The 19,068-nt window shown below is 35.0% G+C and carries 18 protein-coding genes; 17 read left to right on the plus strand and 1 reads right to left on the minus strand.

Features of this window, described 5'->3' with window-relative positions; all coding sequences use genetic code 11:
- The first annotated feature begins 221 nt into the window (after positions 1 to 221).
- Together ACLHG9_RS04600 and ACLHG9_RS04605 are read left to right on the plus strand one after the other, a co-directional pair.
- Positions 222 to 1,007 (plus strand): sensor histidine kinase, encoded by a 786-nt coding sequence (locus ACLHG9_RS04600; RefSeq protein ID WP_410220348.1) that lies wholly within the window; start codon positions 222 to 224, stop codon positions 1,005 to 1,007.
- Positions 1,008 to 1,011: 4 nt separating this feature from the next.
- The gene (locus tag ACLHG9_RS04605) at positions 1,012 to 1,653 is read left to right on the plus strand and encodes a response regulator (RefSeq protein WP_410220349.1); all 642 of its coding nucleotides are present in this window, start codon (positions 1,012 to 1,014) and stop codon (positions 1,651 to 1,653) included.
- Here ACLHG9_RS04605 and ACLHG9_RS04610 read toward each other — a convergent pair.
- Positions 1,650 to 3,053 carry an MBL fold metallo-hydrolase RNA specificity domain-containing protein gene (locus tag ACLHG9_RS04610; RefSeq protein WP_410220350.1) on the minus strand — a complete coding sequence of 468 codons (1,404 nt, stop codon included), beginning with the start codon at positions 3,051 to 3,053 and terminating at the stop codon, positions 1,650 to 1,652. The two genes, ACLHG9_RS04605 and ACLHG9_RS04610, sit on opposite strands and share 4 nt — an antisense overlap.
- Before the next feature lie 118 nt (positions 3,054 to 3,171).
- Here ACLHG9_RS04610 and ACLHG9_RS04615 point away from each other — a divergent pair, with 118 nt between their 5' ends.
- The 15 genes from ACLHG9_RS04615 (at position 3,172) to ACLHG9_RS04685 (ending at position 19,049) form a co-directional block, all read left to right on the plus strand.
- On the plus strand, positions 3,172 to 3,549 hold the full coding sequence (locus ACLHG9_RS04615) for a BlaI/MecI/CopY family transcriptional regulator (protein ID WP_410220351.1): 378 nt from the start codon (positions 3,172 to 3,174) through the stop codon (positions 3,547 to 3,549).
- The gene (locus ACLHG9_RS04620; RefSeq protein WP_410220352.1) at positions 3,546 to 5,204 is read left to right on the plus strand and encodes a TonB family protein; all 1,659 of its coding nucleotides are present in this window, start codon (positions 3,546 to 3,548) and stop codon (positions 5,202 to 5,204) included. Before ACLHG9_RS04615 ends, ACLHG9_RS04620 begins: the two co-directional genes overlap by 4 nt.
- Positions 5,205 to 5,216: 12 nt before the next feature.
- Complete coding sequence (locus ACLHG9_RS04625) at positions 5,217 to 5,855, plus strand: energy transducer TonB (RefSeq protein ID WP_410220353.1); 639 nt, start codon at positions 5,217 to 5,219, stop codon at positions 5,853 to 5,855.
- A 231-nt stretch (positions 5,856 to 6,086) separates the two neighbouring features.
- Positions 6,087 to 6,338 (plus strand): DUF4834 domain-containing protein, encoded by a 252-nt coding sequence (locus ACLHG9_RS04630; protein WP_410220354.1) that lies wholly within the window; start codon positions 6,087 to 6,089, stop codon positions 6,336 to 6,338.
- A 148-nt stretch (positions 6,339 to 6,486) separates the two neighbouring features.
- The gene (locus tag ACLHG9_RS04635; protein ID WP_410220355.1) at positions 6,487 to 8,970 is read left to right on the plus strand and encodes a hypothetical protein; all 2,484 of its coding nucleotides are present in this window, start codon (positions 6,487 to 6,489) and stop codon (positions 8,968 to 8,970) included.
- Between the two features lie 291 nt (positions 8,971 to 9,261).
- Positions 9,262 to 10,116, plus strand: a complete 855-nt coding sequence (locus tag ACLHG9_RS04640) for a UDP-2,3-diacylglucosamine diphosphatase (protein ID WP_410220356.1) — start codon at positions 9,262 to 9,264, stop codon at positions 10,114 to 10,116.
- A 29-nt stretch (positions 10,117 to 10,145) separates the two neighbouring features.
- Complete coding sequence (locus ACLHG9_RS04645; RefSeq protein WP_410220357.1) at positions 10,146 to 11,132, plus strand: glycosyltransferase family protein; 987 nt, start codon at positions 10,146 to 10,148, stop codon at positions 11,130 to 11,132.
- Positions 11,133 to 11,162: 30 nt separating this feature from the next.
- Complete coding sequence (locus ACLHG9_RS04650; RefSeq protein WP_410220358.1) at positions 11,163 to 12,140, plus strand: beta-carotene 15,15'-monooxygenase; 978 nt, start codon at positions 11,163 to 11,165, stop codon at positions 12,138 to 12,140.
- A gap of 116 nt (positions 12,141 to 12,256) precedes the next feature.
- The gene (locus ACLHG9_RS04655) at positions 12,257 to 12,994 is read left to right on the plus strand and encodes a type III pantothenate kinase (RefSeq protein WP_410220359.1); all 738 of its coding nucleotides are present in this window, start codon (positions 12,257 to 12,259) and stop codon (positions 12,992 to 12,994) included.
- A gap of 1 nt (position 12,995) precedes the next feature.
- Complete coding sequence (locus tag ACLHG9_RS04660; RefSeq protein WP_410220360.1) at positions 12,996 to 14,285, plus strand: hypothetical protein; 1,290 nt, start codon at positions 12,996 to 12,998, stop codon at positions 14,283 to 14,285.
- A gap of 13 nt (positions 14,286 to 14,298) precedes the next feature.
- The gene (locus ACLHG9_RS04665) at positions 14,299 to 14,871 is read left to right on the plus strand and encodes a hypothetical protein (protein WP_410220361.1); all 573 of its coding nucleotides are present in this window, start codon (positions 14,299 to 14,301) and stop codon (positions 14,869 to 14,871) included.
- 144 nt (positions 14,872 to 15,015) lie between these two features.
- Positions 15,016 to 17,091: a SurA N-terminal domain-containing protein gene (locus ACLHG9_RS04670; protein WP_410220362.1), complete on the plus strand. Its 2,076-nt coding sequence runs from the start codon at positions 15,016 to 15,018 to the stop codon at positions 17,089 to 17,091.
- Between the two features lie 69 nt (positions 17,092 to 17,160).
- A complete protein-coding gene (locus ACLHG9_RS04675; protein ID WP_410220363.1) occupies positions 17,161 to 17,676 on the plus strand; it encodes a DUF2480 family protein in 516 nt (171 codons plus the stop codon).
- Between the two features lie 36 nt (positions 17,677 to 17,712).
- Complete coding sequence (locus ACLHG9_RS04680; RefSeq protein ID WP_410220364.1) at positions 17,713 to 18,483, plus strand: DUF3108 domain-containing protein; 771 nt, start codon at positions 17,713 to 17,715, stop codon at positions 18,481 to 18,483.
- Positions 18,483 to 19,049, plus strand: coding sequence for a DUF3109 family protein (locus ACLHG9_RS04685; protein ID WP_410220402.1), 567 nt, complete (start codon positions 18,483 to 18,485; stop codon positions 19,047 to 19,049). Before ACLHG9_RS04680 ends, ACLHG9_RS04685 begins: the two co-directional genes overlap by 1 nt.
- Positions 19,050 to 19,068 lie beyond the last annotated feature (19 nt).

The following is a 19,068-nucleotide window of genomic DNA, read 5'->3' on the forward strand; positions in this document are numbered from 1 at the left end:
TACTATTATAACCTGATGAAAAGTGACAAAATCATATCCATAAGAAACAGTTTTGGCTTTTGGTGGGTGGCAGCCGTGTTATTTTTCTATTTCGGCAGTACGGTATATAACTTATTCATGAACGTAATTTTTACCAATAAACCTTTTGCGTATGAAATTTTAGTCTATATTATGCTAACTTTAAACGCTCTACTTTATGGTATTTGGTCTTATTCATTTATATGCAGTTCTCGCCATCAGAAATTGTTAACATCATCATATTAGCCACTTGTGTATTTTTAATTGCACCGGTTTTTCTGCTTATTTATATTAAAGAGTATTTACGCAAGAAAAGAGTTCACGAAGAAGAAAAGATAACACTCAACCAGAAATTTGAAGCAGAAGTTTTAAAAACCCGTATAGAGGTACAGGAACAAACCATGCAAACCATAGCAGCTGATCTACATGACAATATAGGTCAGCTGCTTAGTTTAACGGCACTAAACCTAAATTCCATCAATATTGAACATACAGAAAAAGCTAAACAAAAAATAAACAACTCAATAGAATTGGTTAATGATTCTATTAGGGAACTCAGAGCATTGGCAAAATTAATGCAGGCCGAAAACATATTGATGATGGGCTTAGGCTCCGCCTTACAGCAAGAATTTAATCATATAGAAAAAACTGGTCGCTATCTGTTAACTATCCATAACCAGCTTTTAGAGATTAATTTTGCTTCTCCTAAAAAAGATCTGATTCTTTTAAGACTAGTACAAGAAGTCTTTAATAATATCATTAAGCACTCAAATGCAAATCATATAACCGTAAACATACAATTAATAGAGAACCACCTTGATATAACCATAACAGATGATGGTATTGGCTTTGATGTTAACAGGACCGGATACAATGGCTTAGGTTTAAGCTCCATACGTAAACGCGTGGAAATGGTACAAGGTACCTTAAACATCAATTCTACTATTAATCAGGGCACTTCTATTCATATAAAACTACTTTACCCTTAATTTCATGTGTGATAAAAAAATTTCAATAGCAGTTGTAGATGACCATACTTTATTTAGATCGGGGTTAGCCAGCCTGCTCAATGAATTTGATGATATTTCTATTTCTTTTGAAGCCGAAAATGGCATAGATTTTCAGGATAAAATAAAATTACATCCTCATGTACAATTGGTTTTAATGGATATCAATATGCCGCTAATGGATGGATATGAAAGCACAAAATGGATTAAAAACAATTATCCTCATATTTTGGTATTGGCATTAAGCATGTTTGATAATGAAAAAGAGATCATTGGTATGCTAAAAGCAGGTGCGGGAGGTTATCTTGTTAAAGAATCTAAACCTGTTGATTTACATTTAGCCATAGTAACGATGGTTGAAAAAGGTTTCTATGTAAATGAATTGGTTTCGGGCAGACTCCTTACTTCGCTCAAAAACGACAAACTAACCCCTCACTTTACAGAAAAGGAATTGGCTTTCTTACAGTTTTGCAGTTCAGAACTTACTTACAAAGAAATTGCCGATAAAATGGGAGTTAGCCCACGCACCGTAGATAATTACAGAGAAGCCTTATTTGCCAAACTTAATATCAAATCAAGGACAGGTCTGGTGGTATATGCAATTAAAAATGGCCTGATCAGCATTTAGTAAATATCAAATTCCTGATGACGAGACGGTATTTCTATATTTTTATAACCCGCAGCTAATAATTTTTGCCTAAAAACCTGTTGTACCTCATATTCTCCATGAACCAGAAATAATGTTCTTACTTTAGTAGGATCCTGATTTGAAATAAATTTTAACAGATCTTGGTAATCTCCATGCGCACTCATAGACTGAATACTGGCAACCTCAGCAACTACGTTAAAAAGCTCACCGTATATGCTTACCTGCGTTGCTCCGTTCTTTAATCTTCCTCCTAAAGAGTTCGGCTCACAATAACCAACCATTAAAATGGTATTCTTACGATCTCCTATATTATTTTTAATATGATGCTTTACTCTTCCAGCCTCAGCCATACCCGAAGCAGAAATAATGATACAAGGTTCTTCAAGATAATTGAGGGCTTTCGAATCTTCTACATCATCTATATAAGTCAAACCCGGAAATTCAAAAGGATTATCGTCTATCTTTAAAACATCCAATACCTCATCACTATAACCTTCTCTGTGATTTTCTACAATACTTGTTGCCTTTGCTGATAGTGGACTATCCACAAACACTTTTACCTGTGGCAGTTTACCTTCAAGGCTCAGGTTATTCAGCACAAATAAAATTTCCTGGGTACGCCCAACACTAAATGCCGGTATAATGAGCTTTCCTTTTTTCTCTACACAGGTTCTCTGTACTACTTCCAATAAAGCTTTATCTGTGGGTTGCGCATCTTCATGCAACCTATCGCCGTAAGTAGATTCCAATAAAATATAATCGGCCTGCGCAAAAGGCTGCGGCGGACGTAACAGCATATCTCCATACTGACCAACATCACCACTAAAAGAAAGTCTGGTAAATTTATTCCCCTGTTTTATTGTTAGATGCACTGATGCACTTCCAATAATATGACCTGCATCCAGAAATCTTACACTTACATCTGGCAATATTTCGATTTCTGTATCATAGGGTACTTTTTCAAAGAAGTCCACCGCATATAATACATCCTGTTCATCATATAAAGGTTGCTCTAGGGGTAAACCTCTTTTAAGCAGTTTCTTATTTTTATATTTCAGATCTCCTGCTTGTATCTTGGCAGAGTCAAGCAATAATATCTTACTCAGTTCGCTTGTGGCCGGCGTACAAAAAACCCTTCCTTTAAAACCCTGTGCCACTAAACGAGGAATTAAGCCACAATGATCAATATGTGCATGAGAAAGCACCAGCGCATTTACTTCTGCGGGGTTAAAACCAAAGTTCTCATTTAATTCTTCTGTTTCATGCCCCATTCCCTGAAACATACCACAATCCAATAATATTTTCTGCCCGTTATCTAAAGTTATCAGATGCTTAGAACCGGTAACATTTCTGGCAGCCCCATGAAAAGCTATTTTCATTATGCTAAATCTTTACTTCATTCAATAATAACAAAAAATATAAAAATATTTGTCAAACTAAATATTTAGTTTTATATTAGGGTTAATATTTACAGCTGTTATATAATTTGAAATAAAAATGGAGATTAAAGATTTAACAAAAGCCGAAGAGCAAATTATGCAGGTGCTATGGCAATTAGAAAGTGCTTTTGTAAAAGACATGATTGATTTACTACCAGAACCTAAACCAGCCTACAACACAGTTTCTACTATTGTACGAATTTTAGAAACAAAAGGCTTTGTGGGCCATACTGCTTTTGGCAAGGCACATCAATATCATCCGCTTATATCAAAAGAAGAATATAAACGTCATGCTACAGAAAAATTATTGGGTAATTACTTTGAAAATTCGGTAGAAAGCATGTTCTCTTTCTTTGTAAAAGAAGAGAAACTAGATGTAAATGACGTAGATGAAATCTTAAAGCTAATCAATAAATTTAAGAACAAACCTAAATGAATTGGTCACTTTACTTATTGCAGATAAATATTTATCTGATTGTTTTTTACCTGCTTTACAGAACACTGTTGGCTAAAGAAACTTATTTTGTTTTAAACAGGATATTTTTGATTGCTGCAGGGACCTTATCACTATGTATTCCATTTATTCATTTTGATTGGTTTACCCAGCAACCTGTAACACACCATATATCACATAGCGTTAATCAGTTCAATCAATTTATAATAGAGACCAGTAATGCAAATGCCGTAGAGCAAAGTAAAACCAATTGGTGGGCTTATGTTGTAGCTACATATTTTTTGGGGATAATATTTTTTCTGATTAAGTTAGCTTGTCAGATTTTTGCAGTAAGTAAACTCTTCAAAGACATTAAGAATGGCTCTGCATTTTCTTTCTTAGGCAAAAAGGCAGTAGATGCAAATCTTCCATATAGCAAAACCATTAATCATCATGAAGATGTACATATTAGACAGTTTCATTCCATAGATGTTCTTTTATTTGAAGTAATTGCCATCATTACCTGGTTTAATCCGGTAATATATGCTTATAAATATGCAATTAAAGATCTTCATGAGTATTTAGCAGATAAAGAAGCCGCAAAAATACATGGGGATAATGAAGCTTATGCCATGCTGTTGCTTAACCAGGCTTTTGGCTTAAACAATAATTCTATTGCACATGGATTTTTAAAGAAATCAATGGTAAAGAAAAGAATAACCATGTTGTATAAGCAACCTTCTGCCAAAATAGCTGTTCTAAAATATGGACTAGCTGTACCTGCCATCGCTTTTGCATTAATGTTATCATCAGCCAGATTTAAAGATAATCCTCAGATTAATGCATTAACCGATAAATTACAAATGGTTGAAGTAGAAGATGTATTAACTAAAGTTATCCCTCCCACTACTTCAGAAAAAGTAACCATAGCTGAGTATCCAAAAGCGTCAGCTAAAAATTCATCTGCAGATCTTTCTTCATTTTATAATGAGTTAAGTAAAAACTTAAAGTATCCTGTCACTTCGCTTAATAAGGCCGAAGAAGCTTCTATGTTGGTAAGGTTCAAAGTTATCGGCAATAAAATTGCTCATATTAACACTGATAATGCTCCTGAAAGTCTACAAATAGAGATTGCAAATGCCCTGAATAATATTCCGAATAAATTAAAAGGAGGTCAATATATTATCCCTGTAAAATTCAAGCTTAACCGTAATCAGGAAAATAGAAAATTCCCCCCACCTATTATTAAGCCCGATAAAAACACAACTATGCTTCCTGAGGTTATTGTTTCAGCACCTGAACCAGATGTTGCTGAGCCTGTATATAGTTTTGTATCCATGGAAAACCCTCCTTCTTTTCCAGGTGGCATTGAAAAATTCTATGATTTCTTAAGCCAGAATATTAATTATCCTAAGGAGGCTTTTGAGAATAATATACAAGGGAATGTTTTCATTTCTTTTATTGTTGAAAAAGACGGCTCTTTAGCTGATATTAAAATAGAACGAAAATTAGGTTATGGAACAGATGAAGAGGCTATAAGAGTATTGAAGCTTTCGAAAAAATGGAATCCGGGCCAGATTAACCAAAAACCAGTAAGAACCAAATACAATATTCCTATAAAATTTACACTTAAAACATTTTACTTCTCTAACTCTTAAAAGGTAATTATCATGAAAAAAATAAACATTGCATTTATTGCAACAGGACTTTTTTTGCTCTGTTTTTTCGCAAAAGCACAAGGTCAAAAAGAACAAGACAAGGTTTATAACTTTGTATCGATGGAAACACCTCCTTCTTTTCCAGATGGTATTGCAAAGTTCTATGATTTCTTAAGCCAGAATATAAAATATCCGGAAGCGGCGTTGAAGAACAAAACACAAGGTAACGTGTTTTTATCTTTTGTTGTAGAGAAAGACGGATCGCTTACAGATATTAAAGTAGAAAGAAGCTTAGGTAATGGTACTGATGAAGAAGCTGTACGTGTATTAAAGCTTTCAAAAAGATGGAATCCAGGACAGATAGACAAAAAACCTGTAAGAACCAAATACAATATCCCCATTAGATTCTCCCTTAATAACAGTTCTTCTCCATCAAAACCAGGTAAAGATATTGCTACCATGATCATAAAAGCTTTTCCAAGCGGAGCCCCTCTCATCATGCTTAACAAAGTTCAGTCAAACATAAACAATGTACTTGACCTTAACCCAACCAAGGTTAATAATATCCAGTTCTTACAAGCTGCTCAGGCCACGAAAGAATTTGGAGAAAAAGGTAAAAATGGTGCGGTTGTCATAACGGCAGTTCAATAAAAGTAAAAAAGCCGGCGTATTTTACGCCGGCTTTTTTCACAAAAATACTCCCTTGTCTCGGAAATATAAATTTAAGATTTTTATCTAAACTTACACAAGGAAAATGTGTATTTTTTTGTTTGCTTGTGCCCTGAATTCAATCCTCTGCTTTGTAATTATAATGCAACGAAACCTTTTAATGGTAACAAAAAATTAAATTATCCGTCTATATTTGTAACAATCGTTATTTAAATGAAGTACATGTTAATTTTTCTTATAGTTGCGATTATTATCTTATGGGTAATTAGGGTTTTAGTGCGTTTAATTTTTCCTGCAGCAATCAGAAATGCATTTAGCAACATGCAAAATCCCGGCACAGGAAATAACTACCAAAAACCAAGAAGGCCTGAAGGATCAATTTCTATAGACTTTATCCCTCAAAAAAAGAAAAAAGGTAACTCAGACAAATTAGGGGAATTTGTAGAGTACGAGGATGTTAAATAATTTTCTTTTTCCCATATTTAATTGTCGTTTTTAAACACAACAGTTATACCACCCCCTCGTATCAATTTTATATTAAAGCGTAGAGTTTACTTTTTAATCTCGTTCAAATTTCTATTTTTGGGCTGAGTTTAATTTTAATATACCTTTAATGAATAATTGGTTTAATAAAAATGGCATTCATTTAGCCATTATTGCTGCATTTGTAGTTATCTGCTTTATTTATTTCAGCCCGGTGCTACAAGGCAAAGCACCTATACAAAGCGATGTATTGCAATCTAAAGCAATGCAGAAAGAAATCATGGAGTATAAAGAAAAAGATGGCAAAGGCCCTCTTTGGACTAACCAGATGTTTGGTGGTATGCCTACTTATCAAATCTGGGTACAATATGCGTATAATGGAGCTACCTATGGCATAGCGTTAATTACTAAAGCTTTACCTAACCCTGTAGGCACTGTATTACTGCTACTTGTTGGTGCATATTTTTTATTCATTACCCTAAAAGTAAATCCCTGGCTGGCCGCCGCGGGAGCCATTGCTTTTGCATTTACCACATATAATTTTGTTTTAATTGCAGCCGGGCATAGCAATAAAGCCTTAGCTATTGGCTTTTTTGCGCCTATACTGGCCGGTATATTTATGACTCTAAGAGGGCGTTATTTACTGGGTGCAAGTTTAACAGCCTTATTCCTGGCCTTAGAAATTAGGGCTAATCACGTACAAATGACCTACTATTTGTTCTTATGTGTTTTAATCTTAATCATTGTTGAAGTATATAATGCATATAAAAACAAACAATTACCCGCTTTCGGGAAATCCTTAGCTTATCTTGCCGGAGCTGCTATTTTAGCTGTTATGATTAACGCCAGCTTACTTTGGACCACTTCAGAATATGCGGCTGAAACCAATAGAGGTAAGTCTAATCTTACCAGCATGAACTCTGAAAAGAACAAAGGTATGAGCAAAGAATACGCTTATAACTGGAGCCAGGGTGTTGGAGAAAGTTTTACATTCTTAATACCGCATTTATATGGTGGTGCAACAAGTATCGATGAGCTGGTTAAACCTGAAAGCCACATGTATAAATCTATTGCCGAAGTTACCGGTGGCGATCCCAATCAGACTGTACAAGCTATTCAGCAACTTGCACAAGGATTAAACATGCAGCAATACTGGGGCGAAAAACCAGGAACCCAGGGCGGATATTATTTTGGCGCTATCATTTGCTTCCTGTTTGTGTTTGGCTTATTCATTGTTAAAAGCCCTTTAAAATGGTGGATATTAGCCACTTCTATTTTATTTATTCTTTTATCATTTGGCAAAAACTTCCCTTTTGTTTCCGATCTGTTTTTTGATTATTTCCCTTTATATAATAAATTCAGAGCTGTAGAATCTATACTTGCTGTTGTAGGTTTAATGTTCCCTGTTTTAGCTATTTTAGCTTTAAGAGAAGCACAAAACAGTACATTAAGCGCTAAAGAACTTACCAAAAAGCTTACATGGTCTGCTGCTATTACGGGTGGCTTTGCTTTAATTGTAGCTTTAGTACCAACCTTATTCTTTAGTTTTAAAACAAGTAACCACAATGAAATTATTCAGGCGTTAACCCAAATGGTGCAAAATAACTCAACTCTTGCACATAAAATAGGTGATGCATTAGTTCAAGACCGTATTGCCATTGCAAGAGCAGATGCTTTCCGTTCCTTAATTTTCATTGCCATAGCATTCGGACTGGTGTGGGCGTTTATCAACAAAAAAATGAATATGCAATTAGCCTTCGGATTATTGGCTCTTGCTATTCTTGCTGATATGTGGCAGGTAGACAGGAACTATCTTAATAACAATAATTTTGAAAGCAAAGCTGCGCTGAATAATTATTTTCAGCAAAGAGATGTAGATAATTTCATCATGGCGGATAAAGATCCTAATTTTAGAGTTTATGACCAGACCATTAGTACTTTCTCTGATGCGAGCGCAACAGCATTCCACAAAACTATTGGTGGCTATCATGCCGCAAAACTGAAAAGATATGATGAGTTGATACAAAATCAACTGACCAAAAGCGTTAATCAGGATGTATTAGACATGCTAAATGCTAAATACTTCATTACCCGCGATCCACAGAACGGATCATATAAACTGTCTAGAAACAGTTCGGCCCTGGGTAACGTTTGGATCGTAAAAAGCGTTCAGTTTGTTAAAAATTCTGACGAAGAAATGAAAGCCATCAGCAGTTTCGATCCTAAAAACGAAGCTATTGTTGATCAAAGTTTCAAAAAGTATATTGATACCACCCGTTTAGGTGCTGATCCAAGTGCCTTTATTAAAATGGAAAATTACCATCCTGATCATATTGAGTATAGTTACAGCGCTCCAAGAGATGTAGTTGCTGTTTTCTCTGAGATATATTATGATAAAGGTTGGAATATGTACATTGACGGAGTTAAAAAGCCTTATTTCAGAGCAGACTATGTTTTAAGAGCAGCTCAGTTAGAGGCCGGAAACCATAAAGTAGAATTCAAATTTGAACCCGCTTCCTATTATACCGGAGAAAAAATATCACTTGCCGGATCTATTTTACTGTTAGGCTTTTTAGGCCTGGCTTTCTATACAGAGAACAAAAAGAAAAAATAAAGATTTTATATTTTTTGTAAAAAAGGTTTGAGCAAAGCTCAAACCTTTTTTGTTGCTCGATTTTAACCAAATATAATAACCCCTTAACAATCTGTTAATCTGCAAAGTACAACTTTGCAAAAAAAGATTGAATGCCAGAATTATTTGTAATTATTTGTGTAATCGTAATTGTTGCGTTTTACTTTAGTCCGTTTGAGCTTACCCTTAGCGAAGAAGATGATTAATGACCTGTCTCAAATCCCTTCTGTGTTTAAAGACAGAAGAAGTTTGAACTTTTAAGCATATATCTCTATGGAAAAACGCAAAGTGGAAATCGTAGTCATTTCTGATGTACATTTAGGTACTTACGGATGCAGGGCAAAAGAACTTCTCAAATATTTAAAAAGCATCCAGCCCCAAACTATTATCTTAAATGGAGATATCATTGATATCTGGCAGTTCAGCAAACGTTACTGGCCCGAAACGCACATGAAGATTTTAAGAAAACTTATGAAATTTGTGGTAGAAGGTGTTCCAGTATATTATTTAACAGGCAATCATGATGAGCTGCTGAGAAAATTTGCAGATATGCAGTTAGGCTCTTTTTATCTGCAGAATAAACTTGTTTTGGAACTGGATGGTAAAAAAGCATGGTTCTTTCATGGCGATATCTTTGACATTACCATGCAACATTCTAAGTGGCTGGCAAAATTAGGTGCTATTGGTTACGATAGTTTAATTCTGTTGAACAGCATGGTAAACTGGTACCTGGAATTATTTGGAAGAGAGAAAATGAGTTTCTCTAAAAAAATAAAGGCCAAGTTTAAGGATGCCGTAAAATTTATTAACAGCTTTGAGCAAACAGCTGCCGGTCTGGCAATTAACAGCGGTTATCAATATGTAGTTTGCGGCCATATTCATCAGCCGGAAAAAAGAACAATCAATACAGATGATGGAGAAGTGCTCTACCTCAACAGTGGCGACTGGATCGAAAATCTAACCGCCTTAGAGTACAATGATCACACCTGGAGCATATTTAAGTACGATGCAAAACAGTTTGCAAAAGAAGAGGAAGTAGAATATGGTCAACTTTCAGACGGAGAGGATCTGCAAAGCAAGTTAGATGTACAAACGTTGCTTAAAAAGATTAAATTAGAAATTGCTTAGATATATATTTTTTGTGATATTAGGGCTCGATGAAGATACTTTATGCCATACAAGGCACCGGAAATGGACATATTAGCAGAGCTCGTGAAATTGTTCCCTTATTACAGCAGCATGGCGAATTAGATATCCTGATCTCAGGAACACAGGCCGATGTACAGTTAATACAGGAAGTAAAATACAAATTACATGGCTTTAGTTTTATTTTCGGGAAAAAAGGTGGCGTAAACCACTATCAAACATGGAAAAACATGGATCTTTTCCAATTCAGAAAAGACATGAAATCCATTCCTTTAAAAGACTACAATCTCATCATAAATGACTTTGAACCTGTAACAGCCTGGGCCTGTAAATTACAGGGAATTGAAAGTGTTTCGTTAAGTCATCAAGCTGCATTTAAGTCCAGAAAGGTTCCAAGACCTAAAACCATTGACTGGGGTAAAATAATTTTAAGCAGGTATGCACCTACTACTCATCACATTGGTTTTCATTTTGAACGTTATGACGACTTTATTTATACCCCTGTTATCAGAAGTGAAATAAGAAACCTTAAGCCTTCAAATAAGGGACATTATACCGTTTATCTGCCAGCTATAGATGATAAAGACTTGGTTAAATTACTAAAGCAGATACCCCAGGTTATCTGGCAGGTTTTTTCAAAACATACCAAAACTTCTTATACTGATACCAATGTAATTGTTGAACCGGTAAATAATGAAAAGTTTAACCTTAGTATGGCCAGTTGCGAGGGTGTATTTACAGGCGGAGGTTTTGAAGGCCCTTCTGAAGCTTTATTTTTAGGTAAAAAATTATTGGTTGCACCTATGCGTTTTCAGTACGAGCAACAATGTAATGCTTATGCACTTAAACAACTCGGAATACCTGTAATATGGGGCAGCAACCATAATTGGCTGCCCGTTTTGCAAAAATTTGTTACAGAACCCCAGCATCACCAATTTGATTTTCCGAATGAGACTGCTCAGATAATTCAGCACACAGTAAATACATTTGCCAGATAAATTTATTTACTTTGCCTTTGTATAACAGGCATGATTAATCAGTTCAGAAATTTAAATCCTATTAATATATTGTTTTTGGCAGTTTATACGCTGTTCATGCGTATTGCTATCTTCTTAGATCTACCAGAAACCTTAACTTTTGATTTTTTAGAACCCTATACTCAATTCTTTTTAAAATTACCAGAAAGCAGTTTTTCTCCTTTAATAAACATTATACTTGCTGCAATAATTGTATTTATACAGGCATTATGGTTCAACAGAATCATTAACAATCACACGTTAATGCCCAAACCTACCTATATACCAGCGTTGATATATATTACTGGTTCGGGTCTTTTCTTGCAGTTTCTAGTATTAAGTCCTCCGCTTATCTGTAATTTTCTGGTTCTCTTAGTTATAGATAAGTTTTTAAAACTGGCTAAAATGCCAAGTGCAATGGGATTGATGTTCGATGTGGGTATGATCATCGCTATTGGCACACTCATTTACTTTCCTTTCATTGTATTGTTTGCCATGCTTTGGTTAAGCCTGTTATTGTACAGGCCATTTAATTGGCGAGAATGGTTATCCGGAATCATTGGCTTCCTTACCATTTTCTTTTTTATTGCAGTTTTTTACTATTTAAACGATAGTTTAAACAGGTTTTTAGCTATATGGCAGCCTTTAACCAATAAGTTTCCTACTTCTCTACAGATCAACTATAAAGATTATCTGGTATTAATTCCAGTAAGTATCATCATCATTATGGCTGCCCTACAGCTCAGAGAAAACTTTTTCAGAAGCTTTATCAGTACACGAAAAGCCTTTCAAATGCTTTTCTTTATGTTTTTAATTAGTCTGATAAGTTTTTATACCAAACCCGGCGTTACTGTTAGTCATTTTATCCTTTGTGTACCTACAGGATCGGTGCTCATTGCCTATTATTTTGTTAGTGCGCAAAGAAGATGGATTTACGAAAGCCTCTTTGCGATACTTATTATTTGCATCCAATACTTTTTGTTTGTTTAACCTTTTTTAACAAATTGATAGCTTGAAACTAAGCAAAGATTAATAGCTTTGTGCAGTAAAATAGGTTTTTAACCTTTATTATTTCGGATTTTAATACTTAATAAGACAGATGCTTAATGCATAATCTCGTAATTGACATAGGCAATTCTTATAGTAAGATTGCCATTTTTGATAAAAAAAATATAGTTTTTTATCAAAGATCAGAACAATTGGATGATTTGCTTTTGCTAAAACTTATTGAAGAATATGAAATAATAAATGCTACGGTTTCAAGCGTTAATCATGATATAACTCACATTACCGCTTTATTACAAGACAAAGTAAATTATATAGAATTTACTACTTCTGTTACAGGCAATGTGCATAGTTATTATCAATCTGGTCAGACCTTAGGTTTAGACAGATGGGCTAAGGTTATTGCAGCGGGTCAGCTCTTGCCAAAAACAAATTGTCTGATGATTGATGCAGGAACATGTATTACTTACGACCTGTTAAACAAAAGCTCTGAATACTTCGGAGGAAGTATCAGCCTAGGGATTAATATGCGTTTTAAGGCTTTAAACCATTATACCGATCGTTTACCTTTGGTAACATGGAACGGAGATGATGATATGATACCCGAAGGCGATAATACAATTAATGCGATAAAAAACGGAGTATTACAAGGTGCTGTAAATGAGATTATTGGCTTTATAACCAATTATAATGATAAGTACACTGATTTAAAGATAATTTTAACCGGTGGAGATGCAGTTTTTTTGACTAAACAGTTAAAAAATAGCATATTTGCACCCCAAATAATATATGAACCCCATTGGGTTCTTAAAGGACTGAACGAAGTTATTACACTATAGAATGAGTTATAAACTAAAATATATCAAGCTTGCATTACTGCTTTTAGTGGGTTCTAATGCCTTAGCACAAATTACCGTACAATCTCCTTATTCAAAATTTGGTGTAGGAAATTTAAATGGCACAACCCTGCCACAACAACGTTCAATGGGCGGTATTTCTGCGGGCGTTTTCAGAAGTAGCTACATTAGTAATATTAATACCGGAAATCCGGCTTCTTACGCAGGTATTGGTTTAACTACATTAGACATTGGCTTAAGCGGCGATATTACTACACTTAAAAGCAATAGCTTATCAGAGCGTAGTTTCAATTCTACATTAAGTCATGTAGCCATGGCATTCCCGGTAACCTCTAAGTCTTCTTTGAGTTTGGGTCTCTTACCATATTCAGAGTTGGGTTATAACTTTAAAAATACAGTAGATATTGGCGGAAAATCATTTGATCACATTTATGCTGGCGAAGGAGGTTTGTCTAAAGCATATTTAGGCTATGGTATTCAGTTTGGAGATCACTTCAGAATTGGGGCTAATGCAGAATATTTATTTGGTAACCTGATACAAAGCACTTCAACAGAAAATGCTGATGCAGGATCATTTAATTCGAGATCCCAGCATAAAAACAACATTGGTGGTTTAACTTATAGCTATGGAGCACAGTTTGACTTTAAACTTGACAACAAGACTTCTTTAATTATCGGATATTCAGGTTCAGCACCATCCAGTTTAAAATCAAAATCGAGCATTGTTAATACCATTTATTTGAAAAATAGTGTAGGCGAAGAATTAAGTGCATTAGATACCTTAGATCATGTGGTAAACAATAGTTCTAACATGAAATTACCTCTTTTACACAATATAGGCTTCAGTATCTATAAAGAAAACAAATGGTTGTTCGGAGCAGATTATCGTATGGGTAAATGGTCTGATTTCAGATTAGATGGAAACAATCAAAATCTTACAGATACTTATGGCATATCAGTAGGAGGACAATTTACACCTGATGTATCTGCCATCAATGGCTATTTTAAACGTGTTGATTATCGCTTAGGATTTTCATACGATAAAACATACGTTCAAATCAACAATACTGATGTTAAGCAAATGGCTATTACAGTAGGCTTAGGTTTACCATTGTCTTCTTATGCCCGTTCTTCATTTTACAGAATGAATTTTGGTGCTGAGATAGGAAAAAGAGGTTCTTTAACCAATGGATTGATTAAAGAAAACTATATCAATTTCCGTTTAGGCTTCATGCTAAACGACAGATGGTTCCAACGCTTTAAGTTCGATTAAATTGTGAACATTAATGACAACAGGAAATCATTTAAGTTGTATATGGATTGCAGGTATATTGGCTGTGTTATTAATAGCCTGCAATGATGATGACCTTAAAAAAGCCAGCTCAATATCTAACACCAAAGTTAGTCTTACAAAAGACAGAACTTTAGGTGTAGAACTGATCTACAGTGATTCTGCAAAAGTAAAAGCCAAAGGTTATGCCCCGATTCTCGATAAGGTTACTCCATCAAACGGAAGTCCTTATAATGAAATGCCAAAAGGTGTAAAAATCAATTTCATTGATGATAACCAACAATCAAAAGGAAGTATTACTTCTGATTATGCCATCAACAAAGAAGGTGAACGGCTTACCATTTTTAAAAAGAATGTTACTGTAGTAAATGAAAGTATGACCTTCATTACCGAAGAATTGACTTGGGATGAAAATAAAAAAACTTATTTCTCTCCCAGCGGCACGGTAAGGTTTAAAGACGGTAGTATCCTAAGTGGAGCTCAGTTTACTGCTCCGCAGGATTTCAGCACTTATACCATATCCCAGCCTTCGGGGCAGGCTTATTTAAAAAACGGCACAAATCCTTAATTTAAGTATTTTAAACCGAGTAGTTTATCTATTCTAAAACTTGAAATTTAATATTTTCTAATTAGTTTCAAATTTGTATCTTGCGCCCTCTTTAAAAAAGTAAAAAACAATAGAATATAGAATAATATGGGATTAATGACTTTCATGCGTACCAAAATGGGCTATTTTTTGGTTGGAGGTATTGCAGTAGTATTAGCATTATTTGTTTTGGAACCTTTATTACAACAAGGTACAGCTATTTTTGGTTCATCTCGTAACGAAGTTGGGAGCATTGATGGAGAAAAAATCAGCTACGAGGCGTTTAATACCAAAGTAGACCAAACTACCGCTCAATTTAAACAGCAATATGGTGCCATGAATCCTCAAATGCAAGCTATGGCTGTTGAGCAAGCCTGGCAGTACGAGGTTGCCAATGTTTTATTAAACAAAGAATATAACCGCGTAGGTTTAAGTGTATCTGGCGACGAGCTTTTTGACCTTATCCAAGGTAAAAAACCAAGCCCGCTAATTATGCAATATTTCGGAAATCCACAAACCGGACAAATCGATCATGCTGCTATTATCAATTCATTAAAAGCACAGTCAAAAGATCCTAATTTAAAAATGCAGTGGGATTTGTTGCAAAATGAAATTGAAAAACAAGCTTTACAACAGAAATACAATAATCTGGTAAGCAACTCTGTTTATGTAACTTCATTAGAAGCTAATGATGAATATGTGAACAGAAATAAATTAGCCAGCTTAAAATATGTGAACTTAGACTACAGCTCTGTTTTAGACAAAGATGCTAAGTTAACTGATGCAGATTACCAAGCTTATTTTGATGCAAACAAAAAACGTTTCTTTAACCCTACTGAAACCAGATCATTAGAATACGTTTCTTTTAGCATTAAACCTACTGCAGCAGACAGCGCATTAATCAAAACTCAAGTAGAAAAATTGGCTGCTGATTTCCAGAGCACGCCAAACGACTCATTATTTGCAGCAAATAACTCTGATGTAAAAATTCCTTATACTTACATTACTAAAGGAAAATTAGATCCAGCTGTTGATTCTGTAATCTTCAATTATCCTGCAGGTAGTTTCTATGGTCCTAAATTTTCTGGTAATTCTTATAAGCTCATTAAAGTTGTAGGTAACCGTATATCGCCAGATTCAGTTAAAGCAAGCCATATCTTAATTGATCCTTCAAAAGTTGGTGGCGAAGCAAAAGCCATGAAACTTGCTGATTCATTAAAGAACTTAGCGTTAAAAGGTTCTAGCTTTGCTGAACTTGCCAAAACTTATAGTGTTGATGGTTCTAAAGAACATGGTGGAGAACTAGGAACCTTTGCCCGTGGTGCAATGGTACCTGCTTTTGAAAATGCTGCTTTTGATGGTAAAACAGGAGATATTAAAGTAGTTAGATCTCAGTTTGGTATTCATGTAATTAAAATCGAAAAGCAAATTGGTGCCTCAAAAGTGGTTAAACTGGCTTATATAGAAAAAGCATTAGCTCCTAGTCAGAAAACAAGAGATGCTGCTTACAAAAAAGCACTGGCTTTCTTAAACGAAGTTAAGTCAGACAACTTTAATGCTTTAGCGCAAAAGAATGGATACACTGTTGGCGTTGCAGACAGAATTACGCCTACTCAGGGCTATGCTCCTGGCTTAGATAACCCTCGCCAGGTAATCAGAGATGCTTACGATGCTAAAAAGGGTACTGTATTGCCTCAGGTTTACACAATGGATAATGATTATGTAGTTGTTAAGCTTACAGCTATACAACCAAAAGGTCAGTTGGCTTTAGAGGATGTTAAAAAACAAATTGAGCCAATGGTATTAAATGCTAAAAAAGCACAGATACTAACTGAAAAAATGAATGCTGCACTTTCTGGAGCTTCAAATATAGATGGAGTGGCTCAAAAATTAGGTAAAAGCGCGGTTGATGTTGAAAATCTTGTTTTTGCTAATCCGGTTATACCAGGTTTAGCTCAGGAAAATAAGTTTACAGGAGCTGTTTTTGGTTCTCAGGCTGGTAAGCTTTCTAAAGCTATTGAGGGAGAAAGAGGAGTATATGCGTTCACCGTAATAGGATTTACCAATCCAGCCCCTCTGGATAATACTTATAAACAAAAACAAACCATGCTTTCAAGCATTGCACAACGTGCTTTTGGTAATGCATTCCAAGTATTACAGGATAAAGCTGATATAAAAGACAATAGAGTGAAATTCTATTAATCTTTATTACGTAAATTTGTAACCGTCTTTAAGTAATTAAAGGCGGTTTTTTTATTACCGGAAATAGTTATGGAAATACAGGAAAACTTCATAAATAAAGTAGCTAACAGTGGCTTAATTACCTTTAATCTGGAAGATTACTATAATAAAGGTGAAAGAGTAGTGTATGATATAAAAGACAATCTTTTTCATGGCCTGATTTTAAAGGAAAAAGATTTCAGAGCATTCATAAAAGAACATGACTGGTCTCAATATACAGGAAAGAATATTGCTATCATTTGCTCTACAGATGCAATTGTGCCTACTTGGGCTTATATGTTGTTGGCAAACAAAATGAAACCTTATGCAAACGAAGTTGTGTTTGGTAATCTTGAAGTTTTAGAAAATATTCTGTTTACCAAAGCATTAGCGCATATAGATCTAAATATATATAAAGACCAAAGGGTAGTGATAAAGGGTTGTGCAGATTTAAATGTACCCGTTTCTGCCTATGTGGAGATTACCAATCTACTTACTCCTGTAGTAAAGAGCATTATGTATGGCGAACCTTGCTCTACCGTACCACTATATAAACGAAAAGACTAATTCTTTTTTGGATTACTTTTTGTTTTGTCGTATAATATGATAAAGATTGTTTCATCTGTTTTATTGTGCGTTATTACTCTTTCAGGGTTTGCACAAGAACTCCCTTTAAAAAAAGACCCGGCCTTTAATGAAGGCGAAGTCCTTACTTATAGACTAAGGTATGGCATCATTACAGCGGCCGAAGCAACTTTAAAAGTGCTTCCTTCAGATATGAAGTTTGATAATAAGCCTACATACAGGCTATCTGTTGATGCACAAACATCAGGAACTTTTGATATCTTTTATAAGATTAGAGATCATTATGATTCTTACATTGATAAAACAGACCTTACACCTTATTTTTATCAGGAAAATATACGTGAAGCCAGTTACCGCAGACAAGACAAAGCAAGATTTTATCAGGATGCAAAAAAAGTGGTTGCAAACCGTGGCACTTTTACTACCCCTACAACACAAACATTTGATTTGGTTTCTGCCTATTATTTCGCCCGTAGCTTAGATATTTCTAAACTCAACATAAATGACACTTTTAAGCTTAACTATTTTCTAGGAGAAGAAATATCTTCTTTGGAAATAGAATACATAGGCAAAGAAGTGATAAAAACCAAACTCGGCGAAATTAGATGTCTGAAATTTAGTCCTTCTATTAAACCGGGAAGGGTTTTTAGAAAAGACAGTAAACTGTATCTTTGGATAACGGATGACAATAACCGTGTACCGGTAAAAGCTCAGGTAGAGATTTTGGTTGGCGCGGTTACTCTAGAAATTAAATCGGCCGAAGGCCTAAAATACCCTATTGGAAAATGATGATTGAAGTTGACGGAACCTTAGTGCACGAAGATGTGCTTAAACAGGAATTTGTTTGTAATTTAAATAAGTGTAAAGGCATTTGTTGTGTAGAGGGCGATTCTGGGGCTCCCTTAGATCATCATGAAAAGCTGATATTAGAAGAAATATATCCTAAGATAAAGCATCTTTTAGCACCAAAAGGCATTGAAGCCATTGAGAAGTTTGGCACCTCAGTAACCGACTCTGATGGTGATCTTACCACTACCTGTGTAGATGGAGATAAGGAGTGTGCATATGTTACTTTCGAAAATGGAATAACCAAATGCGCTATCGAAAAAGCATATGAGCAAGGCTTGGTAGACTGGAAAAAACCAATATCATGTCATCTCTATCCTATACGTATTACAAAATATCCAGAATTCGATGCGCTCAATTATGATCGCTGGCATATTTGCCATGATGCCTGCAGTTTTGGCCGTGAGCTTAATATAAAAGTGTTTGAATTTTTAAGAGAACCTTTAATTAGGAAATATGGAGAGCAATGGTACAATGAATTAGAAGTTGTTGCCCAAAATCTACCTTAACATTGCATTAATTAGCATT

Origin of the sequence: Pedobacter sp. (assembly GCF_046462515.1) — a bacterium.
Taxonomy (GTDB): Bacteria; Bacteroidota; Bacteroidia; order Sphingobacteriales; family Sphingobacteriaceae; genus Pedobacter.

Coding starts and splice junctions, on each gene's coding strand:
- ACLHG9_RS04630 (WP_410220354.1), top strand. CDS start 6,087: ATGAAGTACATGTTAATTTTTCTTATAGTTGCGATTATTATCTTATGG.
- ACLHG9_RS04615 (WP_410220351.1), top strand. CDS start 3,172: ATGGAGATTAAAGATTTAACAAAAGCCGAAGAGCAAATTATGCAGGTG.
- ACLHG9_RS04680 (WP_410220364.1), top strand. CDS start 17,713: ATGATAAAGATTGTTTCATCTGTTTTATTGTGCGTTATTACTCTTTCA.
- ACLHG9_RS04660 (WP_410220360.1), top strand. CDS start 12,996: ATGAGTTATAAACTAAAATATATCAAGCTTGCATTACTGCTTTTAGTG.
- ACLHG9_RS04600 (WP_410220348.1), top strand. CDS start 222: ATGCAGTTCTCGCCATCAGAAATTGTTAACATCATCATATTAGCCACT.
- ACLHG9_RS04640 (WP_410220356.1), top strand. CDS start 9,262: ATGGAAAAACGCAAAGTGGAAATCGTAGTCATTTCTGATGTACATTTA.
- ACLHG9_RS04650 (WP_410220358.1), top strand. CDS start 11,163: ATGATTAATCAGTTCAGAAATTTAAATCCTATTAATATATTGTTTTTG.
- ACLHG9_RS04605 (WP_410220349.1), top strand. CDS start 1,012: ATGTGTGATAAAAAAATTTCAATAGCAGTTGTAGATGACCATACTTTA.
- ACLHG9_RS04620 (WP_410220352.1), top strand. CDS start 3,546: ATGAATTGGTCACTTTACTTATTGCAGATAAATATTTATCTGATTGTT.
- ACLHG9_RS04685 (WP_410220402.1), top strand. CDS start 18,483: ATGATTGAAGTTGACGGAACCTTAGTGCACGAAGATGTGCTTAAACAG.
- ACLHG9_RS04635 (WP_410220355.1), top strand. CDS start 6,487: ATGAATAATTGGTTTAATAAAAATGGCATTCATTTAGCCATTATTGCT.
- ACLHG9_RS04670 (WP_410220362.1), top strand. CDS start 15,016: ATGCGTACCAAAATGGGCTATTTTTTGGTTGGAGGTATTGCAGTAGTA.
- ACLHG9_RS04645 (WP_410220357.1), top strand. CDS start 10,146: ATGAAGATACTTTATGCCATACAAGGCACCGGAAATGGACATATTAGC.
- ACLHG9_RS04665 (WP_410220361.1), top strand. CDS start 14,299: ATGACAACAGGAAATCATTTAAGTTGTATATGGATTGCAGGTATATTG.
- ACLHG9_RS04675 (WP_410220363.1), top strand. CDS start 17,161: ATGGAAATACAGGAAAACTTCATAAATAAAGTAGCTAACAGTGGCTTA.
- ACLHG9_RS04610 (WP_410220350.1), bottom strand. CDS start 3,053: ATGAAAATAGCTTTTCATGGGGCTGCCAGAAATGTTACCGGTTCTAAG.
- ACLHG9_RS04625 (WP_410220353.1), top strand. CDS start 5,217: ATGAAAAAAATAAACATTGCATTTATTGCAACAGGACTTTTTTTGCTC.
- ACLHG9_RS04655 (WP_410220359.1), top strand. CDS start 12,257: ATGCATAATCTCGTAATTGACATAGGCAATTCTTATAGTAAGATTGCC.